This is a genomic window from Bacillus sp. VT 712 (assembly GCF_001614195.1).
GTDB lineage: Bacteria > Bacillota > Bacilli > Bacillales > Bacillaceae_H > Priestia > Priestia flexa.
Genome location: NZ_LWBK01000010.1, coordinates 19,855 through 43,728 on the forward strand (window position 1 = coordinate 19,855; position 23,874 = coordinate 43,728).

Below are 23,874 nucleotides of genomic sequence, written 5' to 3' on the forward strand. Positions count from 1 at the left end.
AATCCTTCTTCTATTTCTTATTATAAAAGTAAGAATTCGTTTACTTAAAAGGAGCTATAACCATGATACCTATTGAACTCAAGAAATCCTTTGAAGACATTGTCGGCGCCCATAATTATGATGACTCAAAAGCCGGTCGACTCGTTTACTCCTACGATGCTACACCTCAATTCCAATCACTGCCTGATGCCGTTATTGCGCCCAATAACACTGAAGAAGTAGCAGCTATTGTAAAACTATGTAATGAATATAAAATTCCGATTGTACCTAGAGGGTCGGGCACAAACTTATGCGCAGGAACCTGTCCAACTGAAGGTGGTATCGTTCTTTTGTTTAAACATCTAAATCAAGTGTTAGAAATTGATGAAGAAAACCTAACTGCTACAGTTGAACCAGGCGTCATTACCTTAGATTTCATCCACCAAGTAGAAGAAAGAGGTCTGTTTTATCCTCCAGATCCGAGCTCGATGAAAATTTCTACAATCGGGGGAAATATCAACGAAAACTCAGGGGGGCTTCGCGGTCTTAAATATGGCGTTACGCGCGACTATGTGTTAGGGCTTGAGATTGTACTCGCAAATGGAGACGTTATTAAGACGGGAGGAAAGCTCGCAAAAGACGTAGCTGGCTACGATTTAACACGCTTGTTTGTCGGTTCTGAAGGAACTCTTGGAATCATTACAAATGCAATCTTAAAACTAATACCAATGCCTGAATCAAAAATGACGATGCTTGCTCTTTATCAAGACCTTGAAGCCGCAGCAAAATCGGTGTCAACGATTATTGCGAATAAAATTATTCCGACTACGCTTGAATTTTTAGATCAACCAACATTAAAAGTCGTAGAGGATTTTGCTAAAATTGGGCTTCCTACAGATGTAAAAGCTGTTTTATTAATTGAACAAGATGGACCAATTGACATTGTGAAGCGAGACATGCTGAAGATGGCTGCCATTTGTGAAAGAGAGCATGCTGTATCGGTAAAGGTAGCTGATTCAGAAAAAGAAGCTGATGATCTTCGCACAGCAAGAAGGTCTGCCCTATCAGCTTTAGCGCGTTTAAAGCCAACGACTATTTTAGAAGACGCAACGGTTCCAAGATCTGAAATTGCAAAGATGGTTGTGGCCACTAATGAAATTGCTAAAAAATATAACTTAACAGTTTGTACATTCGGTCATGCTGGAGACGGTAACCTTCATCCAACATGTTTAACAGATGTACGAAACCATGAAGAAATTGAGCGTGTTGAAAAGGCCTTTGAAGAGATATTTATTAAAGCGATTGAGCTCGGAGGCACAATTACAGGTGAACACGGAGTTGGCGTCATGAAAGCTCCTTATCTTGAGCTTAAAGTGGGCAAAGAAGGAATTGCTGCAATGCAAGCCATTAAGAGTTCCCTAGACCCAAATAACATTCTCAACCCAGGGAAAGTTTTTGCTAAAGATTCCCGAAAACGAGTGGTGATTACAACATGACAACAGTTAAAGAACGTGAGAAAATCCAAAAGCAATTTAAAGAACAAATGAATGAAGATGAACTATTAAACTGCATGCGCTGTGGTTTTTGCTTACCAACCTGCCCTACTTATATTGAATCAGGCTTTCAAGAATCGCATTCTCCAAGAGGAAGAATTGCGCTCATGAAAGCCGTAGTTGACGGTGTTATTGAGCCTGATGAAGAGGTAGAAAAATCGTTAAACATGTGCCTTGGCTGTAGAGCCTGTGAGCCTGTATGTCCTTCTGGAGTCAACTATGGACATTTACTTGAAGAAGCAAGAGATATTATCAATCAAAATAAAAAGCACTCTATTCCTGTAAAAACGATTCGAAAAGTGGTATTTGAAGGCCTGTTTCCTCATCAAAACCGCATGCAAAACGCGACAGGGTTACTTAGCTTTTATCAGCGTTCTGGCCTTCAACGCATTGTTCGCTCTACCGGAATACTAAAGCTTCTTCCAGACAACCTAGCGTTAATGGAAACAGTATTACCAACTGTTCCTCCTTTAAAGGAAATGAAAAATCGACCTACCCATTTGCTTTCAAAAGTTGAAACAAAAAAACGAGTGGCCTTTTTTTCTGGTTGCTTGATGGATACCATGTTTATGAAAACAAATGATGCTACAATGAAGCTACTTCAGCTTGCGGGTTGTGAAATTGTGATTCCTAAAAATCAAGCTTGCTGCGGGGCTTTACATGGTCACAGTGGTGAAAAAGACGGAGCGAAACAGCTTGCGAAGCGCAATATTCAAGCCTTTGAAGATTTAAAAATAGATTATATTATCACAAATGCAGGAGGCTGTGGTGCTTTTTTAATCGATTATGATCACCTGTTAAAAGATGATGTTAACTGGGCTGAGCGCGCTCAAGCGTTCTCTAAAAAGCTGAAGGATATAAGCAGTATTCTTGTCGATCTGGAATTTTTCAACATGAAACTTTCACTGCCTCAACAAGTGATTACGTATCAAGATTCTTGTCACTTGCGCAACGTCATGAAAACATCAAGTGAACCTAGAAAGCTTTTAAAAGCCATTGCTAACGTAGAATATAGGGAAATGAAAAATGCAGATAGCTGCTGCGGATCAGCTGGTATCTATAACATCGTTGAATCTGAAATGTCCATGCAAATCCTCGATACAAAAATGAAAAATGCTGTGGCTACACAAGCTACAACGATTGTGACAGCTAATCCAGGCTGCCTTCTTCAAATGAAGTTAGGAATTGAAAGGGAAGGATTATCCTCGAAAGTAAGAGCTGTTCATCTCGTGGATTTATTACTTGAAGCCGTGCAAGAATAACCCTAAAAAAGGAGCTCTACAACCAGAGCTCCTTTTGCTATTTCTGTTATTTCCACCACGTATCAAACATAGTTGCCGGAAGCTGGCGCTTATGCTCAGTCATTCGATAGCGCTTCTCAATCTTTTCAGCTACTTCTGGCGCCACTTCTTTTCCTTCTAAATAATCATCCAGCTCATCATATTTAATGCCTAATTCCGTTTCGTCTGCTTGGCCTGGCTTGTTATCCAATAAGTCTGCAGTTGGAACTTTTTCATATAAGCGCTTATCTGCACCTAGTTCTTTTAGTAATTCTTTTCCTTGGCGCTTTGTTAATCCAGATAACGGTAGGACGTCCGCTCCACCGTCTCCATACTTCGTGAAAAATCCTGTGACTGCTTCAGCAGCATGATCTGTACCTATTACCAATAGTCCATGTTCCCCGCCAATTGCGTACTGCGCAATCATACGAACACGTGCTTTCACATTTCCTTTATGAAAGTCTCCCAATTCATGACCAGCTGCTTCATTAAAAGTTTGAGAAAATGACGTAACTGTTTTTTCAATGTTAAATGTAATCGTTTCATCAGGCTTAATAAAATCCAATGACGCTTGCGCATCGTCTTCGTCTTTTTGAACTCCATACGGCAAACGAACCGCGATGAATTTTGCTTCATAACCTTCTTTACGAAGTTCTTCAACTGCAAGCTGAGCAAGCCTTCCTGCTAAGCTTGAGTCTTGACCTCCACTAATCCCTAACACAAGCCCCTTCGCGTGAGCTGTTTTTACATATGTTTTTAAAAAATCAACGCGTTTACGAACCTCTTCTGATGAAGTGATTGTTGGAGAAACGTTTAACTCTTTCATAATTTGCTGTTGAATTGTCATAATAAGCTCCTTTCAATTTCTCACTTTATCTTTTATATAAATGATGATTCTTAATATAGTCATAGCATGCGTCTGGTAGTAAATAGCGAGGTTCTCCACCTCTGGCGAATTCCTCTCTGATATAAGTAGAGCTAATTTCCATAGCTAATCCTTTATCTAAGAGCTGAAAGCGACCATCATCATAATTTCGTAAAAGTGGTGAGCGGCTAATTGCTTGTAACATGTCAATGCCATTTCGAGCCATGACAATAAACTGATTTTCGCTGACAAGTTCTTCTGACATTTTCCATTTACCACCCGCAATATCAACCAGTAAGTCTGCACCCATGATGAAATAGAGATTTGCTTTTGGCAAAAGCTTTTTGAAATAATCCATTGTGTAGTATGTGTAATGATAACCTGGCAATACATTTAATTCATGAGTATCTAATAAAAATTTAGGATTAGTTGAAATAGCTTTTTGAATCATGGCAACGCGATGTTCATCGGTTATTTGCAAGCGTTTATCTGTACGTTTATTAGAAGATGGAAGAAAGATAATATAATCTAGCTTTTTACGATGAGCTACGGTTGATGCGGTCCACAAGTGCACATTAGTAATTGGATCAAAGGATGAACCGTATATTCCAATCTTTATTCCCGGTGAAGTAAGCTGATTGAGTTGCTTCGTATCATTTAACTGTTTCAGTTCGTTCCACTTATTTTCTTCCATCTTCAGTATCCCCTTTTACGCTTGATTTAATTTGGATGAGACTTTTTTACGCACTTCATTTATTTGACGTGCTTTGTTTTCCCAGCATTTCTCACTTAAATCAACTGGGTATTCCTCTGGATTTCGCGTTCGTTTATACTCATCCCAAAGCAACCCTAAGTTATCTTCTGTATACTGTTGGATCGTCTGTAAGTTTGGCGTTTGATACACAAGCTCTCCACTTTTGTATATATCTTGATGAAGTTCTTTTGCTTCAAAGTTTGTCACAAATTTACTAATAAATGTATGCACTGGGTGGAACATTTTTAATCGTTCTTCACTTTGTGGATCTTCACCTTCAAGGGTAATGTAGTCACCTTCTGATTTGCCGTTCAGCTTATTGATGATACGATATACGCGCTTTAAGCCTGGTGTACTTACTTTTTCAGGGTTAGCGCTAATTTTAATTGTATCAACCATCTCACCGTTTTCTCCTTCAATAGATACGAGCTTGTATACAGCACCTAATGCAGGTTGGTCATATGCCGTAATAAGCTTTGTGCCAACACCCCACATATCGATTTGAGCACCTTGAGACTTCAAGTGCATAATAGTGTCTTCATCGAGATCATTTGAAGCCACAATTTTTGTATCAACAAATCCCGCTTCATCTAAAAGCTGACGTGCTTTTTTAGAAAGATATGTTAAATCTCCGCTATCTAATCGAATCGCTCGAAAGTTTATTTTATCTCCTAATTCTTTTGCAACTTTAATAGCATTTGGCACGCCTGATTTTAAGGTATCATACGTATCAACTAAGAATACGCAGTCTTTATGGCGGCGCGCGTATTTGTGAAACGCTACGTACTCATCTTTATAAGCTTGAACCATTGAGTGAGCATGGGTTCCTGCTACTGGGATACCAAATTTTTTCCCAGCTCTCACGTTTGATGTTGCTTGAAACCCACCGATGTATGCCGCTCTTGTTCCCCAGATTGCTGCATCCATTTCCTGAGCGCGGCGAGTACCGAATTCCATTGCTACTTGATCTCCAACTACATGCTTAATGCGAGAAGCTTTTGTAGCAATTAGCGTTTGGTAATTAACAATGTTTAAAATAGCCGTTTCAACAAGCTGGGCTTCAATTAACGGGGCTTCAATTCGTAAAATGGGCTCATTTTGAAACACCAGCTCCCCTTCTACCATTGAACGAATATTTCCTGTAAAGCGTAGCTCTTTTAAAAAGTCTAAGTAGTCTTCTTTAAACCCTACTTCTTCACGTAAATACGTAATGTCTGATTCTGAAAAACGAAAGCTTTCAATATAGTTTATAATGCGTTCTAATCCCGCAAATACTGCATAGCCGTTTCCAAATGGAAGCTTGCGAAAGAACACCTCAAATACTGATTTTTTGTTATGAATACCATCTTCCCAATACGTTTCACCCATATTAATTTGATACAAATCCGTATGCAGCATAACGCTATCATCTTTATACACAGTCATTCTATTTTCCTCCAAATAATCAATCCACAACTTATTTAATAACCGTTGCGTTTAATGAATTCTTAAAATGAGTTAACGCCCATTCATGCCCTGCTTGGTTAAAACTTGCAACCGCTTTTTCATACACGGTGATACTAAATCCTTTATTATACGCGTCTACAGCAGTATGCAAAACGCAAATATCGGTGCATACGCCTACTAGATGTACCTCAGTAATTCCTCTTTCCCGAAGCTTCATTTCCAAATTTGTGCCTGCAAAAGCACTGTATCTTGTTTTATCCATCCAGTAAGTGTTTTGGTTTTCTTTGTACGTATCATATACCTCTTGTAACGTACCGTATAAACTTCTTCCCTTTGTACCTTTAATATTATGTGGCGGATATAGTTTGGTTTCAGGATGGTATTGATCCTTTTCTTCGTGCAAATCAATTGCAAATACCACATAGTCACCGTTATCGATAAATTGCTTAGTTAAGCTAACTATTTCTGATTCAATTTGCTGTCCAGGCTCTCCACAAGTTAAAGCTCCTTTATCGTCTACAAAATCATTCGTGTAATCGATGTTTAAAAGTGCTTTCATTACTTTTCCCCCCTTATCATTAATTAACAATAAACAAATTGTTTATTAATTAATATCTAGCTGTGTAGATAGATGTAGCAAAATCTGCATCAATAAACCGATATAGCTTTGTTGGCTTTTTAGATGTTCTAGTCGTTGTTTGTCCTTCTACTTCTTCAATAAAAGGCAGCATTCGAATCTTACGCGCAAATGCTTGATCACTCCTAATTGCCGGATTATCCGTAATTGTAAGCAATACAGCCTGAAGCTCGGAATACGTAAACATTTTAGGTAAAAATTTTTGTGCAACCGTCGTCTGAAGGAGATCTTTTTTAATTTCAGCAATTCCATCTTGAATAATTTGAGCATGATCAAATGCCAGTGGTAGTGAAAAAACTTCTTCTAAATCAAAAAGTTCAACGTTTGCTGCATCATCATTTGCTTGTCTTTTAGCTAACATTTCTTCTGGTACAATGGCATAGTGAGCATTTGAAATAACCCATCCCCGTGCGTCTCTCCCAGGTTTATCATAGACTCCATACTGCTTCATATGAATACCAGCTACACCTGTTTCTTCTTCTAGTTCACGCTTAGCTGCTTCATAAGCGGATTCAGCAGGGTGCACAAATCCACCTGGAAGCGCCCATTTGCCTGCTTCTATATTTTGTTCACCTTCAGCATTTAAAATTGCTCGTTGAATCAACATTAGTTTTAGCACCATTTTTGGTGGCTTATATGCTTCTTTTTCAGTAGCTACAATCGTAAACACAGCAATATCTGCCGTATATCCGTATGGCTTTGGATATTCTTTTTTTACATTTTTTTGATCATGATTTAACATTGCTCTATCTCCTGATTAGTTTTATAATTAACAATTTGATTAATGTTAATTATACGTACTTTTTTTATAATGTCAACAAAAAGAAGTGAATTTATGCTTGGCTAATAAAAAAAGCACCGTCGTATAGGACGACGATGCTTCTTTATTCGTTATCTTGCAGCTAATCCGACAGTAAAGCATTTGTCTTTCACCCACTCAATGACATACTCAATTGTTGGACAATAGATAAACAAATGACAATCTTGCAGTTTTGTCACCACTGTTAAAGCTTCTTTCAAATTCACTCGCACAGCCGGAATACGATAATCTTTTGAAAATAAAATAACGTGTTCATCATAAATTTTCATTGTTTGTAGCCATTGAATAACCTGCTGAACCTGCTGACATTTTTCTTTAATTAGCACTCGTTTCCAATCAATGGTATTCGTTTTTGTAAAGGGGAATTGCCCCACTAATTTTTCAAAATAAATGCTCGACTGCTTACTTGTCAAGACATCGACTTTATTTCCTAATTCTTCAATTAGTTTTTTAAATGGTTTCATTGTCTACCTCCATCCACTCATCTTACTCTGTCTGAAAACCGACATTTTCAGAAAATATCTAAATTTAACTGTACCATAAATTCCACAGATTCACTTTGATGAGATAGAATGATATTTATGGAATTTTTTTATTTAAAGTAGATATATGGACCTAAAACAAAACCATTTAAAAAGAAATCTTCTCTACACCATTAAAGTTCGCTATTCCATTACCTTCATTTGCTTTTCCAACAGTCTGTTAAACAACAACCCTTTGTCAGCCGCTAGACTTTTAAACTCTCCCTGCTGAATAACTTGTCCTTCTTGAAGTACAAGTACTTGATCGGCGTTGCGAATTGTAGATAATCGATGAGCAATTACAACAATAGTCATTCTGCCTTTTAAACTATCTAAAGCCCGCTGAATTTTATACTCATTTTCCGTATCTAACGCACTAGTGGCCTCATCTAACACAAGAATTTTTGGTTTTTTTAAAATAGCTCTTGCTAGCACTAAACGCTGTCGTTCACCACCAGACAGCTTTATTCCTCTGTCTCCTATTAACGTATCTAAACCGCTTGGTAGATTTTCTACGAAATCCGCAGCTAAGGAAAACTGAAGAGCTTCCCACATTCTTTCTTCTGTAGCGTTAGGATCTACTAATAATAAGTTCTCTCTAATGCTCGCATTAAATAAAACTGGATCTTGCGGCACATAGCTAATCAACTGTCGAAATGCCATTATGTTAGTAGCACTTAAAGGAACACCATCTATAAATACGGCTCCTTTTTGAGGTTGATTTAACCCCATTATAATATCAATCAATGTACTTTTCCCAGCACCCGAGCTTCCTACTAGCGCCGTCATTTGATGAACTGGAATGACAAGATTGATATTTTGTAATGCGTAGGCTTCTCCGTCTTCGTTGTAACGAAAATGGATATTTCGACAAGCGATTTCTCGTTTAAATACGAGCTGAGTACTTTGTGACTGTCTATTACCGTACTCTTGCGCTTCTCTACATTCCTCCTGTAAAAGTTTAATCGCTTCAAAAGATGGAAACGACTTCGCAATTTGTTCTAACTCCCCTTGTATACCCGCTACCTTTGGCCAAAGCCTTGAAAAAATTAAAATAATGAGCATTAGCTGGCTTGCTTGGGCCTGGAACAACTTAATCGCAACAAAGATAAAGAGAGCAATAAAAATGGAGGAAGCTACTTTATAGTAAAATTGAGACGTCATCTTCATCTTTGTATATTCCAGCTGCTCACTTTGCATTTGTTTCGTAATAGATGAGTGCCATTCTACCCTCGAAGCTTCTAATGTATTGCTCTTGATATCTTTAATACCATTAATTTGATCAGTCAACCCTGCTACGTAGTCTCTGCCCAATGTGAAATTTCGCTTTCCTAATGACAATGACTTTCTCAAAAAGGTTCGATTGAAAAAGAGCAAAATCGCACCGCATAATAATACAAATAGCGTAATAACAGGTGAGAGCAATAAAGCTAACATAATTTGAATACACGTAAACACTAAAGAAGTCATAAACTGCAAAAGTGCGTGAGTGCCTCCACTGACTCTAGCCACTTCCGTTTGTAATAAATGAATAAGATCTGATTTTCTTTTTCTTAAAAAAAAGCTCCAATTAGCATGTAGAACGCTCTCATATGTTTGCAGGCGCATCTGTCGAAAAAAACCCTGCTGTATCATCGCATTTTTAATAGAGACATGCCTGTACAAAAAGTACTGAACAAAAGCAATCAATACGAATACTACTAAAATAAGCGAAAGACTAAGCTGATTCGGTACATATGTAAACAACTCAAAGAATTTCATCCCCGATTCATTTACCTTACTAAAATCAACGATTCCACTCATAGTAAGCATTGGAACTAACAATAAAATAGCTACTCCTTCAAGTAAACTAATGGCTACCATAGCCAATAAATTTAAATAAAGAGCCTTTCCAGCATATGAGTAAATTTGTTTCAAGAAATAAAAAACATAATTCATAAATCGACTACACCTCCTAGGAAAATACTTGCTTCCTAGTTTTGCGCCATGCCCATAATACAGGTCGCAAAGGAAAATAGAAAAAATGTAAATAGCTTGGTAAAGGGAGCGTTTCAGCATCCTCTGGATAAGGATATAAAAAGCTAAGCAAGAACCATGCTTTTTGTTGAGTTGACATCAGCGAAAACAAATGACGAGAGTGATAAGCGGAAATGTCTTCGGCTAAAGGCTCCGTATGCAGATTAATCATTTGTTCTAAATAATAAAAGGCTCCTTGTGCTAAGCGTTTTGCCTTTTTTGTTATAAAAAACTTGTGTGCTCCTTCGGGGATGGACGACTGAAAACATGCTTTTACTAGCAAAAGCGCCTGCCCACCGACATGATAATTAGAATGTTTTTTAAACAGATTATATACCAGCTTCCATTCTATATCCTGATTTAAAATTTGATGAATATCTGCTAACCAGCGCAGTCTTGACCAGCCATGCCGAGCTCCATGAGAGATTAAAAACACAGTTAGATCTTCTTGTCCTAAAAAATACACAGGCGAACTTGTTACGGTGCTTAGCCTTTTGCGACTCCATAATTCTTTAAACTGTGGCTCACTGCTCGGGCCTGGATTTAACCGCCAATGAATCTCAAGCTTAATGCGCTTTATAGGATGAAAGTAGGTTACGTGATGATGTCTCCACTTCCAGTCACCCAAGACCGTTTGGATATAATCATCTTTTTCATATCCAAGACTAACAAGCAGCTCTTCAGCTTTCTGTAGATGCTCTATTGAAATTAAAAAATCTAAGTCACTCGATGTCCGAAGCGATAAATTCTGATAAAGATGTTCTGCGATAACAGGACCTTTTAAGAACAAAGTTGGAATATTCTCACCTAAGAATAAGGTACTGACTGCTTCCATTTCACCACTTAAATAAAGCATTTTAATCGTATTATGCTCATATTGTGCTTTTAGTTTTTCTGAAACTGCTTTTGGGATTTTTAATTTCTTATTTTCATTGAGCTTTACATGCAGCAAAGGGTATACCCGATGATGCATTGCTAACTTAAAAAAATGATTCCAATCGATTGACCGTGTATAATTAACCCAAGATTCTTCACTTTGATCGTCGTGCTGGTTCCTTAACAACTCTAAAATAAGCTTAAGTTCCTGCGGAATATTTGTTAATGGTAACGTCTGGTTCATCCTGTTCTCCTTTTCATGGGATGCTTTGCAAACTTTGCAATGACGGTATAGCGCTCTTTTCCTTCAACACCTGATACATAAAAGCTCCCACTTCGTAACCACGCGTGAGCTACTAGCTGGTGATCCTCATCTTTAGCCGTTCCTAAATAAAGTGTGCTTTCAATATTTCTTTTTTCCAGCATCTTCATCCCAGCTAGCGCTTTAACTAAGCATTGACTTTCCCAAAAAGTGTAGCCGCTCATTGCGTAAAGCGCGTCTGAAACGTTTTGAAGCGTTTGTTTATGAGCTGCCTCTGTTTCAAAAGAAGTTTCATTCATCTGTAAATGAAGCGATGATGCCACTTTTTCAAATGACTTTTCTTTCATCAAGCGTGCCCATGCTAAATACACAAAAGCTTCAATAAATAAACGCTTTTTTTGACGCTCCAATTCTATAAATCGCCTGCACCTACTCCAAATTTTCATGATGGCCCCCTGCTAGTTATTTATTAGGTGCGTCTTGGATTAAAAGTAAGCCTTCAGCTTTTAGAGAGGTTAAAAAGTGCATGACCTGCTGCTCACAAACGTCTTTTTCGACTTCATACTTTTCTGTTAAGCGTAAGATTAGGCTGCTCACTGTCATCGGTTGCTTTAATTCTTCCCAAATATCACCACCAACTTCACCTAGATTGTAATATTTGCTGTTTTGAATGCTTAGCATAACTTTCTCTCCACCCATATCACTTACAATCTGTCCTTTTGCTTGTGCAACAAGTTGGCTTTTTTCAATCACTTGGCTATTTATCATTTTTCTTCTCTCCTTCATGAATTTTATGTAGAATACTCTCTACTAACTCACTTGCTGTAAAGCGATTAATAGGTCGTTTTAGCTGATACATACCGATTTGGTTAGCGACGGATACTGTGGTTTGAAAATGCCAATCATACAGATTAAACGATTCCATTAAAAAACGACGATACGTATGATTAAACAGCATTTGGAGCTTTTCTATACCCGCTACTTCGTTTATTTCTATTTCCTCTTGATTGCTTTTTACCAACTCTACTACGCCTGCTAGCGGAACTGGACAATTAGCAAACTGAGAAGTAACTGGAATCGAAAACTTTGTTTCACGCTGGACAATCGGGCGATATATGGTAGCGTTCATACCAAAATGACTTAAGCTTTCTTGCCATAGCTTTTGCTGTGGATAAGCAGGAATCACAACTGGCTGGTTATTCTGCAAAGGCAGGGCAATCACATCATCTGTTAGCAGCTCGTATCCTTTTTGTAAAAAAGCTGACGCTAGCGTAGATTTACCCGCGCCTGATTTCCCAACAATTCCGTACGCTTTTCCATTAATAACAACTGCACTTCCGTGTAAAGGCAGGATTTTTCGCTGCAATAATAGTGCACCCATGCAAGAACCAAGCACATACAGCCTGATTTGATCTTCATTTGAGTTTTTCATAGGACATATGCTAATCTCATTGCCATTTTTTACATCAAAAATGGCTACATCAGGGACTTTAAAAAAGAATCGATTTGCTTCAACATGAAAATATTGATCTTCACGGCATGTTTGATTCCATAAAAGCTCCAACTCTTTTATTTGCACGGTTACTTCCTCTTCGCTTTTTCCTAAATCGACCGCTATCAGTTCCGGGATCTTCATTTCACTAGCAATTAATAATCCAAACGCTTGATACCTTACTTTTGTTTGAATATCTAACAATCATCACGCCTCCTCTATTTAAAAACACTTTTGTTCATTATAAAGAACAACCAGTGAAAAAGATACGTTCATTAGTTGAAAGATACCCTTATACTGATAAAGTGCGTACAAGGGCAGTCCATCAATTAAATCATCTATTTAGCTATGGTGAATCACTTCATCAACATCAGGCTGCACTGCATCCGGTGTTTTAATTCCAGGCCCTGCCATCGTCATTTTAACTTCTACTACCTCTAATACTGGTAATTCCCACTGTTTTTTCATTCGTTCACCCCCTTTCAATTCATTTTTTTCATAAACCGATAAAAAATTAGGCTACGCATAAGCAATCGAAAGCGAAGGTCGAAAATCAATTCAGGCTTCGGGATAGTACCAATCGTCTTTTTAGCTTCTTTTAAAGAAGCCATATCAAGATAACAAGCCATTTGTTCATCAGAAATTAAAGCTTCAACTTCCTGTAGAAAACTTGGCCATGCTTGAACCATACGTAAAGTCCCGTCAGCGCCTTGCACACCTTTCACCTTTTGATTCATACGAATGTTATCCGGAAGCATCCCTTTTGTAGCTCTTCTAATCAGCGATCTGTCAACTCCATCTTGTACGTATTGAGATTCTGGGACGGATAAGCAAAAACGAATCACGCGCAAATCGTTGGTCGGGTCTCGATCCCACACACCATACCGTACAGATAGTTTAGAGCCATATGTACCAGTAATATTCCAATAATAAGGGTGTTCAAATTGTTTCTCTTTCACTTCATATACGCTGGTTATAGCATTTCCTGTTAAATCAATTTGGTGCTTCTTCAGCTTTTTATATACGTCTTGCTTTCGAGCAAAGTTGGGATTAACCATTTGTGGAAATTGACTTTCTTGCTTTCGGTACGACGACAAATGTAGTAGTGGAAAAGCTTTTCTACGGACAAAATGAAAAACCCTTGAGCGAGTAACGCCGATGTTTTGACTATACAGTTTCATCTCGTGAGACAGCTTTTTCAAAGATAACTTCTTCAAAAGAGATGCCTGGTAGTCAAGCGCATGCCCCCAGGAAATTGTCCAGTTTCCTCTTTGACCATTTAACAAAATACCTATATTCTGTCGCGCAGCTTCCTCATAAATTCCTTTAAGCCAAAACGTGTTCTCAAAAAATTTGTAGGGCATTTCTAATAAGTCAATCCAATCATCGATTTCCGTAAATGGATTTCGCTCTTTAAAATCTAGATAAGTATCTTCTATATTCCCTAAATATTGGACAGTTGATTTTATAAATTTTTTCTCATTAGCTATTCTATATTTTGGCGTCCAATCAACGAAATCTTGAATAGGTACATAGCTAAAGGTGCGAAGTTTTTCCTCTCGATTTCGTAAAGCTTTCGCAGCGAAGCTAACAACTGACCCTGAATCCAATCCCCCGCTTAAATGTGCACCAATTGCTTTATGCGTACGAATTCTTGAGCTAATAGCTACTTGAAAAACTTCTTTAAATGCTTCTTCATATTCCTCGTTTGTTTTCAATAGCAAGTCTTGTTGCTGAATAAATGCATAGCGTGTTAGCGTTACGCGTCCGCTTTTGACGATGATTTGATAACCAGGAGACAGCTGCTTGATCTGTTCGTATACCGTTGAAGATGTATCAACTGACTCAAAGTTCCACGGAATTGTTAAGAATTCTGCTATCCACTCTTCATTTCTTTTTGACCTCACGAATGGCAGATGTAACAGCGGGCGAACAAGGGTAGAAAATGCGAATGTTTCGTAACCATGATGATAATAAAGTGTACGAGCTCCTGAGAAGTCTCTTGCCCCAAACAACTGGTTTTCGCTTTCATCCCAAATCATAAAAGCAAAGTCACCAATTAAATAACTTGGACAGCTACTATTCCAGCGCTCATATGCAAGTAAGATTAGCTCCGTATCAGAAATGTCTCCCCAAGCGTTTTTATCAACACCTAGCTTTAAAAAAAGCTCTTCACGATTGTCAATGATAGCATCCGCTGTGATAACAAGCTTTTTCTCTAAATTATAAAATGGGATAGGTTGAGAAATAGATTCAGGCGTAATCCATTGATTATGACAACCCAAAAACAAACCTTTTTGACGCCAAACCTGAATATCATCGGCTGGGTATGATTGAAATGAACGCATTACCCGGTTTATTTCTTCGGTTGATACTTCTCTTGAATTAAAATGGTATATACCAGCAATTGCACTCACTTCTCTACTCCCCACTTTTCTATTCTTAATAAAGAACACATAATTAAAAAATATATCTCATTTTTGTTCTTTATAAAGAACTTTACTATACTTCTTTCTTCATTGCAATACTGTTTCTTCCAGTTTTGTCGTCAATTATTGACCTCTACTAAAACCTTTTTGGAAAGAAAAACGAGAACGACTAGCCGCTAAGCTGTTTACTACTAACTTCTTAAAATAAGAAAACTCCGGTGTACGATGAAAAAGTGCCCAATAGAAACCATTAATAATAACTAAATTAAGCACACAATTGGATAAAAATAACAGAGTACTATCTGAACCTTTAAGACTAGACGTCACCAAATGCGTTACGAACAAAGGAATTAAAGCAAATAGTAAATACTTAAAATAGAGCTGGAAGTATTGGCGTAAAGGCTTATGAAATACATATTTATATACCATTTTTGGTTTAACCCAAAAGATAACCGCTATGTTGCTGATGAGCGTTCCTAAAAAAATACCTGATAAACCCATCACTTTTACCAGCACAAGTGACGCAACGATATTCACAGCACCTTCAATTAAAGGAGCATATCGATCTTGATAAAATATTCCACCCGCTTCTTTAAATCGATCTACCGACCCTCGCATTAAAAAAATATACAAATTTACTAATATGAGGCCAATCGTTAGTGAGTCTAATAGCTGTTCTTCATTAAGCCATATCAAAATAAACGAATTAATCGTATTCCACAGTGAAATAACCATACATGACACCAACCAAAAGCTTATAAAAAATAAACGTTGATGAACGACAAACGCATTTTCTCGATTATTTTCTGTGAGCAGCTGGCCAATGCTTGCTGTTATACCTGATAAGCCGTTTAGTATGGTAGCTTGAAACGCACTAATAATCATATAGTAATTATTAAACACTCCTACTACTCCTAGGTTAATATAGTAAGCCATGATGATATTATCTGTACTAAACACCAAGATACCGCCAATTTTATGAAAGAACATGGCTTTCATATTCTTCGTTAACTCTCTTTTTTCTGAAGGTTCTATTTCTCCCTTTACCTCAAATACCCAAGCAAACTTTTTATGAATTAAGCGATTTAATATATAATAAAAGAGAAGGTTAATAACGAGCTGAATAATCAAGAAAGCATATAAGCTTGGATATAGTTTTAATAACACAAACTGTAAAGCAAAGGTCCCCAGCTTAGCTAAGGTCATGCTCACAGCTATTCGATATTCTTCTTGTGCTACAATGAGCAAACTAAATTTATATGAAAAAAAATAGGTGATAACGCTATTCGCTAAAAATAAAAGAAAGTATATTCTTGCGTCCATTATATTCAAATTTCCTTTTATAAACAGCGGTAAAAACGGCAGCATACATATACCTACGCCCAATATAATTGCACCAATTATTTTATAAAATTTAGCATAATAATTAAGGTATCCTTTAATCTTGATTGTATTTCTTTCAGCAAATGGTTGATATAAAGCATATACAATTGCACTACCAATACCTAATTCTAGAATTGATAGCATCCCAATCATGCTAGTATATAGCGCAGTAAGCCCTAGTAGTTCGTTACCTAAAGCATCAATAAAAGCTTTTCTCACTATAAAGGCGGGAAATAATAGTAGAACAAAAGATAATACGTTCATCACCGCATTTAAGGTTGCTTTTTGTACTCTCATTTCATCTTCCACCTTTAATTTGCGGCCTCAAGTAAGGAATACACCTTGAAGATTTCAGCTTCTGTCCCTACTTGTTCATGGCTCAGCTTTTCACAGACAGACTTTTTTAATTCACTATCACAAATCATTTCTTGAATACCTTTAGCCAAACTGACAGCGTTCATTTTTACAATTAATCCATTCTCTCGATCTCTAAGCTGATTATAGACAATCGGAAAATTAGTAGCGACAATCGGCTTTTTCAATAGCCTCGCTTCCGCCATAGCTAAACCATAGCCTTCTAATTTAGAAGGTTGCACGTAGATATCCGCCTGATGTAAAAAAGGATAGGGATTTTGATATGTGCCTAAAAAAACAAATACACCTTCTAAGTGGTAGGCGGCTACTTTTTGCTTTAGGTTCTGTTCTAGTGAGCCTTCACCAATTGCGTACCACTTTATATTGAAGCCTTGCTTTTTTAATCTATAGCACGCTTCAATGGCAAGATCATAGCCCTTTTGCTCAACAAGTCGCCCTATTGTCAATATTCTTATGCCATCGAACAAATCAGTAAACCCTCCTTTTTTTATTGCCATCTCATAAACGAGCGCAGGAGAGATAATATCATAAATGACTTCCACTTTTTTTGCTATGCTTGGTAGCTCAGTCGTCAACACTTCTTTAGATGAATCCGAAACAGCAATAATATGGTGAAATTGATTATAGTAATACACATCAAATTTTTTATGATGACGAATTAATTTGTAGTCAGTATTTACCCAGGCAAGTTTTTTAGCTGCCTGTACTTTCTCTGCTACAAAATAAGTTGGCATTCCTTGACTATATGCAATCGCTACGTCATATCTTTGTTCTAGCGGTTCCATGCCTCTATTCGCCCATGTCCATAAAATTTGAGAGGAGTGCATTGTTTTCTTTTTTAAAGGGTTACGCAAAGCAAGCGATGCGAACGTTCTAAAATAGAGTGATTTAAACTCTTTTTCTTTTACTAAATCTACTCGCTTTTTAGCTTGCTTTTTCATATACGCAGGCTGCGGTAAAATAGTAACTTCCTTTGGAAGCATATTTAAATAGAGCCCCTCAATTGAAAATAATAGTAAATCTACTTTATATTTTTGATAATTAAAACAAGCTAATAGTGAGATTAAGCTTTTTTCGGCCCCTCCACTATTTAAAGAGTCTATTACAATTAGGATCCGTTTTTTCATTTAGTTTGCCTCACTTTTCACACGTCTTCTATTTAAGAATACGGCAACCTAGTTCATTAACTCATAAAGCTTCTCTAATTCTTTCTCATTGTGATAGTTTATACTTTTACACTTAGAAGTTAGCTGACTCCTCAAACCCGAGTTATGTAGCATTTCTTCAATTCCACTTGCTATTCCTTCTATAGAAGCTTCACATATAACGCCGTCTTCATAGCTCTTCACCTGACTCACAGCCGTTGGGTAGTTCGTAATAAGTACCGGCTTTGCAAGGATTTGCGCCTCACATATCGTTACTGCTTTCCCTTCGTACCTGGAAGGCTGCACGTATAGATCGGCTGCTTTTATATACGGATATGGATTCATTTTTTTTCCTACCAGTAGGAAATCATTCTCTAAATTATTTTCTTGGATTAACGATTGAAGCATCTCCTCATCCCCACCATATCCAACCACGTACCAGGCGATATTACTATGCCCTTTTGCTTTCAAGTATTTGAATGCTTGCACAGCTCGATCAATCCCTTTAGCATGAGAAAGCCTAGCTACCGTGACAATTTTAAATCGATTATCTTTCGCCATTCGAGATTCTAAAGGCTCATTAGCTTGATTTTCAATAAGCTTAGGGGAGCGAATGTTTTCAACCACTGTTGTTTTATCAGCTAAAGAAGGATACTTTCTTAAGAATGCTTGTTTACACTCTTCTGACACCGCTACGATGTGGTTAAACTGTTTCCATACTTTAAGGTCGAGTACCTTATCCGTTTCGATCGTAGAAAAATCAGTATGTATCCACGCAATTTTAATTTTAGCCTGTACTTTTTCTGCTACAAAATCATGTGGCCATAGATAGCTAATTGCTACATCATACTCTTGCTTCAGAGCAGGTAAGAAAGGCAGAGTATACCTCCACATATACTGCATTTGCTTATAGCCACTTTCAGCACTTTTACAGTAAGCTACTCGATACTTAGCTAAAAGTCGAGCTAGCACAATGGGGAACTGCTTATCTTTTATATTTTGAACAATTGATTTACGAAACGTTTTATATGCTTTTAATTCTGGTAACAGTTTAGCTTTTGATGGTAAGTCCGCAAATAAATCTCCTGTATGACTATGAAGATGAAAATCTACTTCATATGCTTCATAATCAAAATGACCGAGCATACTTAATAAGCTACGCTCCACACCTCCTACTTCCATGTCAAACGAAGAGATTAACATTTTCTTCATGGCTTCACGATCCCTTCGTTATAATGCTACGAATATATGCTAAGTTGTTACCACCAATAAGCTTGACAACTGCTTGCTTTGCCATTCCTTTCGCTTTTTGCCGTGGGGAAAGCCAGCTTTTATAAAAATGGTGGACCGCGTACGTTTCTTCCGTTTGAAGTAGACGACAGTTTATATAATCGTACGGTGAAAAATAATTTTGCGGATAAATAACTGCCATTTCCTCAATATACTGTTGCTCTCCTGTTCTTTTCATTCCCATTTTTTCAAACATTTTTGTCATAACAGCGACGTTTGTCAGCTGGTTGTAGGATCCATCTTTTTGAATAAAGCTTTGCCCATCATAATAATCAAGCATGTTCTTTATAATAGGATGTTCTTTCATAGCACCAAATGTACTTGTCGCGACAAAACTTTTTTCTTCAAAGCCAAAGAAAGACTGATTGATTAACAAATTATCAAAAGATTTAAACAATTCTACATCTGTGTCTAAATAAATTCCGCCCATGTTATACAACGCTTGCATTCGAACATAATCACTGACAAATGCATACTGCTCTTGTTTATACGCTTCTTTCACGTATTGGTTAGACTCTAACGATGTATTTGATTCATTCCACTCAATGATTTCGTAATCTTTCAAACAATCTCGCCAGCTTTGAATACACTTTTGAACTAATGGAGGCTTTTCTTTATTACCAAACCAGCAGTAATGAATAATCTTAGGGATTGTCTCTTTGGATTTAGCCACCTCTCATAACTCCTTCCTACTATTCTACCAACGTATTTTTCGTTTCCTGCTGCCATTTAATAAACGCAAAAACCCTTTTATACTCTTCTAACTGTTCTTTTTTCACACCTATCTTCTTTAGTTCATCAATAAAATCTAGCCATTCTTGTTCCGGGAGAGAGTCATGTTGAGGTTGTAATTCTAATAACCAATTAAATTCGACGCCCAATACTGCTGCAATCTTCTCAACAACTTGTATAGATGGGTTTTGGTTTACATTTCGTTCAATATTGCTTAAATATGACTTTGAGACATTTGATCTTTCTGCAAGCTCTGACAAAGTTAAGCCTCTTGATTTACGAATCCTATATATATTATCTCCTATCATTATATACATACCTCATACTTTCTCTTATTGACTACACGATTGAATGACTGCTGGTCATCATACTAGTTTGCAATAGCTTAATAACAGCTGTTTGTTCGCCTACGGAGAGGTTGGAACCAGATGGTAAACACACTCCTGTATAAAAAAGCGTTTCAGCAATATGCTCGACTTCAGAATGGCTATAGTAAAGGCAGCCTTTAAATAGTGACTGTAAGTGCAAAGGTTTCCATACAGGTCTTGCTTCAATTTTGTTTTTCTTTAAGACATTTATAATTTCTTTAGGCTTTATGTTTAGCTTGTCACAATCAATTGTAAGGGCTGTCAGCCATCGGTTGGTGATAGTCTCTCGTAGCTCAGGCATGAACGCAACGCCGTTAATATGAGATAAACGTTTATAATAGCGCTGAAATACTGCTCTCCTAGCTTCAATTCGTTTCTGTAAAACATTTAATTGAGCCAAACCAATTCCAGCCAATATGTTGCTCATCCGGTAATTGTATCCCATCGTGCTATGCTCATAGTGAATCGCTGGATCCCTTGCTTGTGTTGCTAAAAACTTCGCTTTGTTCAATGCTTCTTCATTATTTGAAACAAGCATTCCACCACCTGATGTCGTAATAATTTTGTTGCCGTTAAATGAATAAATACCAAAATCACCGAACGTTCCTGTATACTGGCCTCTATAAGTGGAGCCTAGAGATTCAGCAGCATCTTCAATTACAGGTACCTTATATTTCTGACAAAGTTCCATAATTTCGTTCATCCTTGCACTTTGTCCATACAAATGAACGACAATTACAGCTTTAGGTAACTGATTTATTTGAACAGCTTCTTTCAATGCTCTTTCTAGTGCACGTGGAGACATATTCCATGTATCTGGCTCTGAGTCAATAAAAACCGGTTCTGCTCCTTGATAAAGAATGGGATTAGCACTTGCCACAAATGTTAGAGTTGAGCAAAATACCCGATCTCCTTTTTTAACTTCTAGCAAAGAAAGAGCTAAATGAATGGCAGCAGTACCTGAACTTACTGCTACAGCTCCTTTAGCTCTTACGTATAAGGCTACTTCTTGCTCGAACCGGTCAATATTAGGGCCTACTGGTGCAATCCAATTCGTTTGAAATGCTTGTTGAATATACCTTTGCTCTTCTCCACTCATATGAGGAGGCGATAAATAAATTTGGTACATGGAACTTACTCACCTTCTTTCTGCTTTTATGGAGTTATTATTTTTCACTATTGCTGGCGAGCCTACTGCTATACAATAACTTGGTAAATCTGATGTAACCGTTGAGCCAGCACCAATTATTGACCATGCTCCAATTTTTTTTTGAGGGATAACGGTAGCTCCTGCTCCAATAAATGCGCCTTCACCTATTGTTACTTCACCTGTAATCGTAGCTCGAGGAGCAGCATGTACATAATCTTCTAGTAAACTATCGTGTTCAATGATTGCACCTGAGTTGATAATGCAATGTTTTTTTATCACTGCACCAGCATTAACAACCGCATATGGCATAATAACGGTTCCATTACCAATCTCTGCTGTTTGACTGATAACAGCCGTTGGATGAATAACAGATAAATACTGACTGGATGAAAGATTTAACATCTCCATTAACTGTCTTCTTATTGAATTATCTCCAATAGCAATACTAATTTGAAATACATACGCACTCTCCAATTTTTCTATATACGATATAGGTGCATAAATCACTTCATCCTCAAAGAAATTAGTCTGATATTGATCATCTAACACCGCGATAATGATATAGCCGTTTAAGCGAATTATCTCTTGAATAACTTTACTGTGACCTCCGTTACCTATAACAACAACATTCATCCTATATCACATCTTTCGAACCCATAAATTTATCCGTCGTGACGTGCCCTTGCTTTGAAACCCCTTCTTTTTTTACAACTTTTAAAGCCGTCAGTAGTAATATTTTCAAATCCAAGCCCATCGTTTGGTTTCGAACATACCAAGTATCTAACGCAAGCTTTTCTTCCCAAGAAAGATTGTTCCGACCGTTCACCTGTGCCCATCCTGTTATTCCTGGTCTAACCGAATGACGAGTTTCTTGTTCTTTTGTATAGAGGGTTAAGTATTCCATTAAAAGTGGTCTAGGTCCCACTAAGCTCATGTCCCCTTTTAAAACATTAACTAATTGGGGAAGTTCATCTAAGCTATATTTCCTTAAAAATAATCCCATTTTGGTTAACCTTATATGGTCAGCTAATAGTTCACCCTCTTCATCTACCGTCGAGTTCATTGTACGAAGTTTGTATACATAAAAAGGTTTCTCCTCTAAGCCAGGACGCTGTTGCTTAAAGAAAATTGGTGAACCTAAGCTAAATTTCACAATCATACAACAAATTAGTAGTATAGGAAATAGCAGAATTAATAAGATAAATGTAACAACAATATCAAGTAAACGCTTCATGTGAACACTTACTCCTTATCTTGTTTACTTTTTGACGTAGCATCTGCTGTCACATTCACGGCTAGTAAACTCTGCTTTAAATCATCAAGTACTTCCGAAAGCGTTAAGTGTGTGGCTACCTGTGCTTTTTTCTCCAATTCAGCTAAAATCCGCCGTAATGTCTGTTCATTTAGTTGCTTAATGTTAGAAGCCATTAAATTCATCCTATTCTGATAAAATTATTTTCTGCACTGATTGAGTGGTGTACCCATTTGGGTTTAATTTCTGCCAATTCCACGTATCTTTACAAATCTCATCAATACCACGAAGCGCAGACCAATTTAATTCTTTTTCCGCTTTTGTTACGTCAGCAAAGCAAATGGCCGTGTCACCACTTCGACGATTCGTTGTACGAAACGGAATATTTTTCTTTGAAGCAAGCTGGAATGCAGCCACTAGTTCCAATACACTATAGCCTTTTCCTGTTCCTAAGTTATACGTATGAATTCCTGTTTGATTCCTCACCTTTTCCATTGCTTTTATATGTCCTATAGCCAAATCTACGACATGAATATAGTCTCGAACTCCCGTACCATCAACCGTCGGATAGTCGTTTCCATAAACATCAAGGTGAGAAAGCTCACCTATTGCTACTTGTGAAAGATATGGCATTAGGTTGCTTGGAATCCCTCGAGGGTCTTCACCGATTAACCCACTCTCATGAGCACCAACAGGGTTAAAATATCTTAGTATTGCAATGCTCCATGAAGCATCTGAGCCATACAAGTCACCTAAAACTTGTTCGATGATCTCCTTCGTTTTTCCATAGGGATTAATCGCTCCTAAGGGGGTTTTTTCTGTAATGGGAACCTGCTTGCTCTTCCCATAAACAGTTGCTGACGAGCTAAATACCATCTTTTTCACCCCGTATTGCTTCATTACATTACATAGTACAAATGTTGAAGTTAAATTGTGCTGATAGTACATCAAAGGTTCCTTTACAGACTCTTCAACAGCTTTGAGACCTGCTAAATGTATAACTGCTTCGATAGGATGTTTTGCAAAGATTTGTTTAAGCTTTTGCTCATCCAGTAGGCTGATACTATATGTAGCGAAAGACTTCTCTGTTAGCTTAGAAACCCTTTTTAATGCTTCAGGATGACTATTTGAAAAATTATCAACTACAATCAGCTCATAGCCTGCATTTAATAGCTCTACGCAGAGGTGACTGCCAATATAACCAGCTCCTCCTGTGACTAAAATAGCCATCTTTTTCCTCCTCCATTCA

Annotated in this window: 25 protein-coding genes; 2 read left to right on the forward strand and 23 right to left on the reverse strand. The window is 37.5% G+C overall.

Annotated features, from left to right (window positions below; genetic code table 11):
- Window positions 1-62: 62 nt before the first annotated feature.
- Together glcD and A2U94_RS06220 are read left to right on the forward strand one after the other, a co-directional pair.
- Entirely contained in the window at window positions 63-1,475 is a 1,413-nt protein-coding gene (glcD, locus tag A2U94_RS06215) for a glycolate oxidase subunit GlcD (protein ID WP_025910486.1), read from the forward strand.
- On the forward strand, window positions 1,472-2,794 hold the full coding sequence (locus A2U94_RS06220) for a (Fe-S)-binding protein (protein WP_025910487.1): 1,323 nt from the start codon (window positions 1,472-1,474) through the stop codon (window positions 2,792-2,794). Before glcD ends, A2U94_RS06220 begins: the two co-directional genes overlap by 4 nt.
- 46 nt (window positions 2,795-2,840) lie before the next feature.
- Here A2U94_RS06220 and nadE read toward each other — a convergent pair whose 3' ends face one another.
- From nadE to galE, 23 genes are all read right to left on the reverse strand, one after another.
- Window positions 2,841-3,659: an NAD(+) synthase gene (nadE, locus tag A2U94_RS06225; RefSeq protein ID WP_025910489.1), complete on the reverse strand. Its 819-nt coding sequence runs from the start codon at window positions 3,657-3,659 to the stop codon at window positions 2,841-2,843.
- Window positions 3,660-3,684: 25 nt separating this feature from the next.
- A complete protein-coding gene (gene nadD / locus A2U94_RS06230; protein WP_025910490.1) occupies window positions 3,685-4,371 on the reverse strand; it encodes a nicotinate (nicotinamide) nucleotide adenylyltransferase in 687 nt (228 codons plus the stop codon).
- A 15-nt stretch (window positions 4,372-4,386) separates the two neighbouring features.
- Entirely contained in the window at window positions 4,387-5,856 is a 1,470-nt protein-coding gene (locus A2U94_RS06235; protein WP_025910492.1) for a nicotinate phosphoribosyltransferase, read from the reverse strand.
- Window positions 5,857-5,887: 31 nt separating this feature from the next.
- On the reverse strand, window positions 5,888-6,436 hold the full coding sequence (locus A2U94_RS06240) for a cysteine hydrolase family protein (protein WP_062954444.1): 549 nt from the start codon (window positions 6,434-6,436) through the stop codon (window positions 5,888-5,890).
- 49 nt (window positions 6,437-6,485) lie between these two features.
- Entirely contained in the window at window positions 6,486-7,256 is a 771-nt protein-coding gene (locus tag A2U94_RS06245) for an NUDIX hydrolase (RefSeq protein WP_061785243.1), read from the reverse strand.
- 149 nt (window positions 7,257-7,405) lie between these two features.
- A complete protein-coding gene (locus A2U94_RS06250; RefSeq protein ID WP_062954445.1) occupies window positions 7,406-7,798 on the reverse strand; it encodes a CDI toxin immunity protein in 393 nt (130 codons plus the stop codon).
- A gap of 201 nt (window positions 7,799-7,999) precedes the next feature.
- Window positions 8,000-9,793: an ABC transporter ATP-binding protein gene (locus A2U94_RS06255; RefSeq protein ID WP_062954447.1), complete on the reverse strand. Its 1,794-nt coding sequence runs from the start codon at window positions 9,791-9,793 to the stop codon at window positions 8,000-8,002.
- Window positions 9,794-9,809: 16 nt separating this feature from the next.
- Window positions 9,810-10,991 carry a nucleotidyltransferase domain-containing protein gene (locus tag A2U94_RS06260; RefSeq protein ID WP_062686463.1) on the reverse strand — a complete coding sequence of 394 codons (1,182 nt, stop codon included), beginning with the start codon at window positions 10,989-10,991 and terminating at the stop codon, window positions 9,810-9,812.
- On the reverse strand, window positions 10,988-11,455 hold the full coding sequence (locus A2U94_RS06265; protein ID WP_062954449.1) for a lasso peptide biosynthesis B2 protein: 468 nt from the start codon (window positions 11,453-11,455) through the stop codon (window positions 10,988-10,990). The genes A2U94_RS06260 and A2U94_RS06265 overlap by 4 nt, the downstream gene beginning before the upstream one ends.
- Before the next feature lie 16 nt (window positions 11,456-11,471).
- The gene (locus A2U94_RS06270; protein WP_062954450.1) at window positions 11,472-11,777 is read right to left on the reverse strand and encodes a lasso peptide biosynthesis PqqD family chaperone; all 306 of its coding nucleotides are present in this window, start codon (window positions 11,775-11,777) and stop codon (window positions 11,472-11,474) included.
- On the reverse strand, window positions 11,767-12,705 hold the full coding sequence (locus A2U94_RS06275) for a phosphoenolpyruvate carboxykinase (ATP) (RefSeq protein WP_374699984.1): 939 nt from the start codon (window positions 12,703-12,705) through the stop codon (window positions 11,767-11,769). The genes A2U94_RS06270 and A2U94_RS06275 overlap by 11 nt, the downstream gene beginning before the upstream one ends.
- 138 nt (window positions 12,706-12,843) lie before the next feature.
- Window positions 12,844-12,969: a paeninodin family lasso peptide gene (locus A2U94_RS21065; protein WP_062686466.1), complete on the reverse strand. Its 126-nt coding sequence runs from the start codon at window positions 12,967-12,969 to the stop codon at window positions 12,844-12,846.
- Between the two features lie 14 nt (window positions 12,970-12,983).
- The gene (locus A2U94_RS06280) at window positions 12,984-14,918 is read right to left on the reverse strand and encodes an asparagine synthase-related protein (RefSeq protein WP_062954452.1); all 1,935 of its coding nucleotides are present in this window, start codon (window positions 14,916-14,918) and stop codon (window positions 12,984-12,986) included.
- A gap of 135 nt (window positions 14,919-15,053) precedes the next feature.
- Window positions 15,054-16,610: a lipopolysaccharide biosynthesis protein gene (locus tag A2U94_RS06285; RefSeq protein ID WP_062954454.1), complete on the reverse strand. Its 1,557-nt coding sequence runs from the start codon at window positions 16,608-16,610 to the stop codon at window positions 15,054-15,056.
- 14 nt (window positions 16,611-16,624) lie between these two features.
- On the reverse strand, window positions 16,625-17,815 hold the full coding sequence (locus A2U94_RS06290) for a glycosyltransferase (protein WP_062954455.1): 1,191 nt from the start codon (window positions 17,813-17,815) through the stop codon (window positions 16,625-16,627).
- A 48-nt stretch (window positions 17,816-17,863) separates the two neighbouring features.
- Window positions 17,864-19,045 carry a glycosyltransferase gene (locus A2U94_RS06295; protein WP_062954457.1) on the reverse strand — a complete coding sequence of 394 codons (1,182 nt, stop codon included), beginning with the start codon at window positions 19,043-19,045 and terminating at the stop codon, window positions 17,864-17,866.
- Window positions 19,046-19,049: 4 nt separating this feature from the next.
- Complete coding sequence (locus A2U94_RS06300; RefSeq protein WP_062954459.1) at window positions 19,050-19,796, reverse strand: glycosyltransferase family 32 protein; 747 nt, start codon at window positions 19,794-19,796, stop codon at window positions 19,050-19,052.
- 19 nt (window positions 19,797-19,815) lie between these two features.
- A complete protein-coding gene (locus A2U94_RS06305) occupies window positions 19,816-20,172 on the reverse strand; it encodes a helix-turn-helix domain-containing protein (RefSeq protein WP_309599122.1) in 357 nt (118 codons plus the stop codon).
- Window positions 20,173-20,194: 22 nt separating this feature from the next.
- Window positions 20,195-21,352 (reverse strand): aminotransferase class I/II-fold pyridoxal phosphate-dependent enzyme, encoded by a 1,158-nt coding sequence (locus A2U94_RS06310; protein WP_062686473.1) that lies wholly within the window; start codon window positions 21,350-21,352, stop codon window positions 20,195-20,197.
- A 9-nt stretch (window positions 21,353-21,361) separates the two neighbouring features.
- Window positions 21,362-22,006 (reverse strand): acetyltransferase, encoded by a 645-nt coding sequence (locus A2U94_RS06315; RefSeq protein ID WP_062954460.1) that lies wholly within the window; start codon window positions 22,004-22,006, stop codon window positions 21,362-21,364.
- A gap of 1 nt (window position 22,007) precedes the next feature.
- Window positions 22,008-22,607 (reverse strand): sugar transferase, encoded by a 600-nt coding sequence (locus A2U94_RS06320; protein WP_062954462.1) that lies wholly within the window; start codon window positions 22,605-22,607, stop codon window positions 22,008-22,010.
- An 8-nt stretch (window positions 22,608-22,615) separates the two neighbouring features.
- Window positions 22,616-22,801, reverse strand: coding sequence for a hypothetical protein (locus tag A2U94_RS06325; protein ID WP_062686476.1), 186 nt, complete (start codon window positions 22,799-22,801; stop codon window positions 22,616-22,618).
- Window positions 22,802-22,811: 10 nt separating this feature from the next.
- Window positions 22,812-23,855, reverse strand: coding sequence for a UDP-glucose 4-epimerase GalE (gene galE, locus A2U94_RS06330; protein ID WP_062954463.1), 1,044 nt, complete (start codon window positions 23,853-23,855; stop codon window positions 22,812-22,814).
- Window positions 23,856-23,874 lie beyond the last annotated feature (19 nt).

What these genes read in the sequence shown, in the direction of transcription:
- A2U94_RS06235 (WP_025910492.1), bottom strand. Translation starts at nt 5,856, where the DNA reads ATGACTGTGTATAAAGATGATAGCGTTATGCTGCATACGGATTTGTAT.
- A2U94_RS06310 (WP_062686473.1), bottom strand. Translation starts at nt 21,352, where the DNA reads ATGTACCAAATTTATTTATCGCCTCCTCATATGAGTGGAGAAGAGCAA.
- A2U94_RS06325 (WP_062686476.1), bottom strand. Translation starts at nt 22,801, where the DNA reads ATGGCTTCTAACATTAAGCAACTAAATGAACAGACATTACGGCGGATT.
- A2U94_RS06270 (WP_062954450.1), bottom strand. Translation starts at nt 11,777, where the DNA reads ATGATAAATAGCCAAGTGATTGAAAAAAGCCAACTTGTTGCACAAGCA.
- A2U94_RS06245 (WP_061785243.1), bottom strand. Translation starts at nt 7,256, where the DNA reads ATGTTAAATCATGATCAAAAAAATGTAAAAAAAGAATATCCAAAGCCA.
- A2U94_RS06220 (WP_025910487.1), top strand. Translation starts at nt 1,472, where the DNA reads ATGACAACAGTTAAAGAACGTGAGAAAATCCAAAAGCAATTTAAAGAA.
- A2U94_RS06315 (WP_062954460.1), bottom strand. Translation starts at nt 22,006, where the DNA reads ATGAATGTTGTTGTTATAGGTAACGGAGGTCACAGTAAAGTTATTCAA.
- A2U94_RS21065 (WP_062686466.1), bottom strand. Translation starts at nt 12,969, where the DNA reads ATGAAAAAACAGTGGGAATTACCAGTATTAGAGGTAGTAGAAGTTAAA.
- nadD (WP_025910490.1), bottom strand. Translation starts at nt 4,371, where the DNA reads ATGGAAGAAAATAAGTGGAACGAACTGAAACAGTTAAATGATACGAAG.
- glcD (WP_025910486.1), top strand. Translation starts at nt 63, where the DNA reads ATGATACCTATTGAACTCAAGAAATCCTTTGAAGACATTGTCGGCGCC.
- A2U94_RS06240 (WP_062954444.1), bottom strand. Translation starts at nt 6,436, where the DNA reads ATGAAAGCACTTTTAAACATCGATTACACGAATGATTTTGTAGACGAT.
- A2U94_RS06265 (WP_062954449.1), bottom strand. Translation starts at nt 11,455, where the DNA reads ATGAAAATTTGGAGTAGGTGCAGGCGATTTATAGAATTGGAGCGTCAA.
- A2U94_RS06255 (WP_062954447.1), bottom strand. Translation starts at nt 9,793, where the DNA reads ATGAATTATGTTTTTTATTTCTTGAAACAAATTTACTCATATGCTGGA.
- A2U94_RS06285 (WP_062954454.1), bottom strand. Translation starts at nt 16,610, where the DNA reads ATGAGAGTACAAAAAGCAACCTTAAATGCGGTGATGAACGTATTATCT.
- A2U94_RS06320 (WP_062954462.1), bottom strand. Translation starts at nt 22,607, where the DNA reads ATGAAGCGTTTACTTGATATTGTTGTTACATTTATCTTATTAATTCTG.
- galE (WP_062954463.1), bottom strand. Translation starts at nt 23,855, where the DNA reads ATGGCTATTTTAGTCACAGGAGGAGCTGGTTATATTGGCAGTCACCTC.
- A2U94_RS06290 (WP_062954455.1), bottom strand. Translation starts at nt 17,815, where the DNA reads ATGAAAAAACGGATCCTAATTGTAATAGACTCTTTAAATAGTGGAGGG.
- nadE (WP_025910489.1), bottom strand. Translation starts at nt 3,659, where the DNA reads ATGACAATTCAACAGCAAATTATGAAAGAGTTAAACGTTTCTCCAACA.
- A2U94_RS06305 (WP_309599122.1), bottom strand. Translation starts at nt 20,172, where the DNA reads ATGTATATAATGATAGGAGATAATATATATAGGATTCGTAAATCAAGA.
- A2U94_RS06260 (WP_062686463.1), bottom strand. Translation starts at nt 10,991, where the DNA reads ATGAACCAGACGTTACCATTAACAAATATTCCGCAGGAACTTAAGCTT.
- A2U94_RS06295 (WP_062954457.1), bottom strand. Translation starts at nt 19,045, where the DNA reads ATGAAGAAAATGTTAATCTCTTCGTTTGACATGGAAGTAGGAGGTGTG.
- A2U94_RS06250 (WP_062954445.1), bottom strand. Translation starts at nt 7,798, where the DNA reads ATGAAACCATTTAAAAAACTAATTGAAGAATTAGGAAATAAAGTCGAT.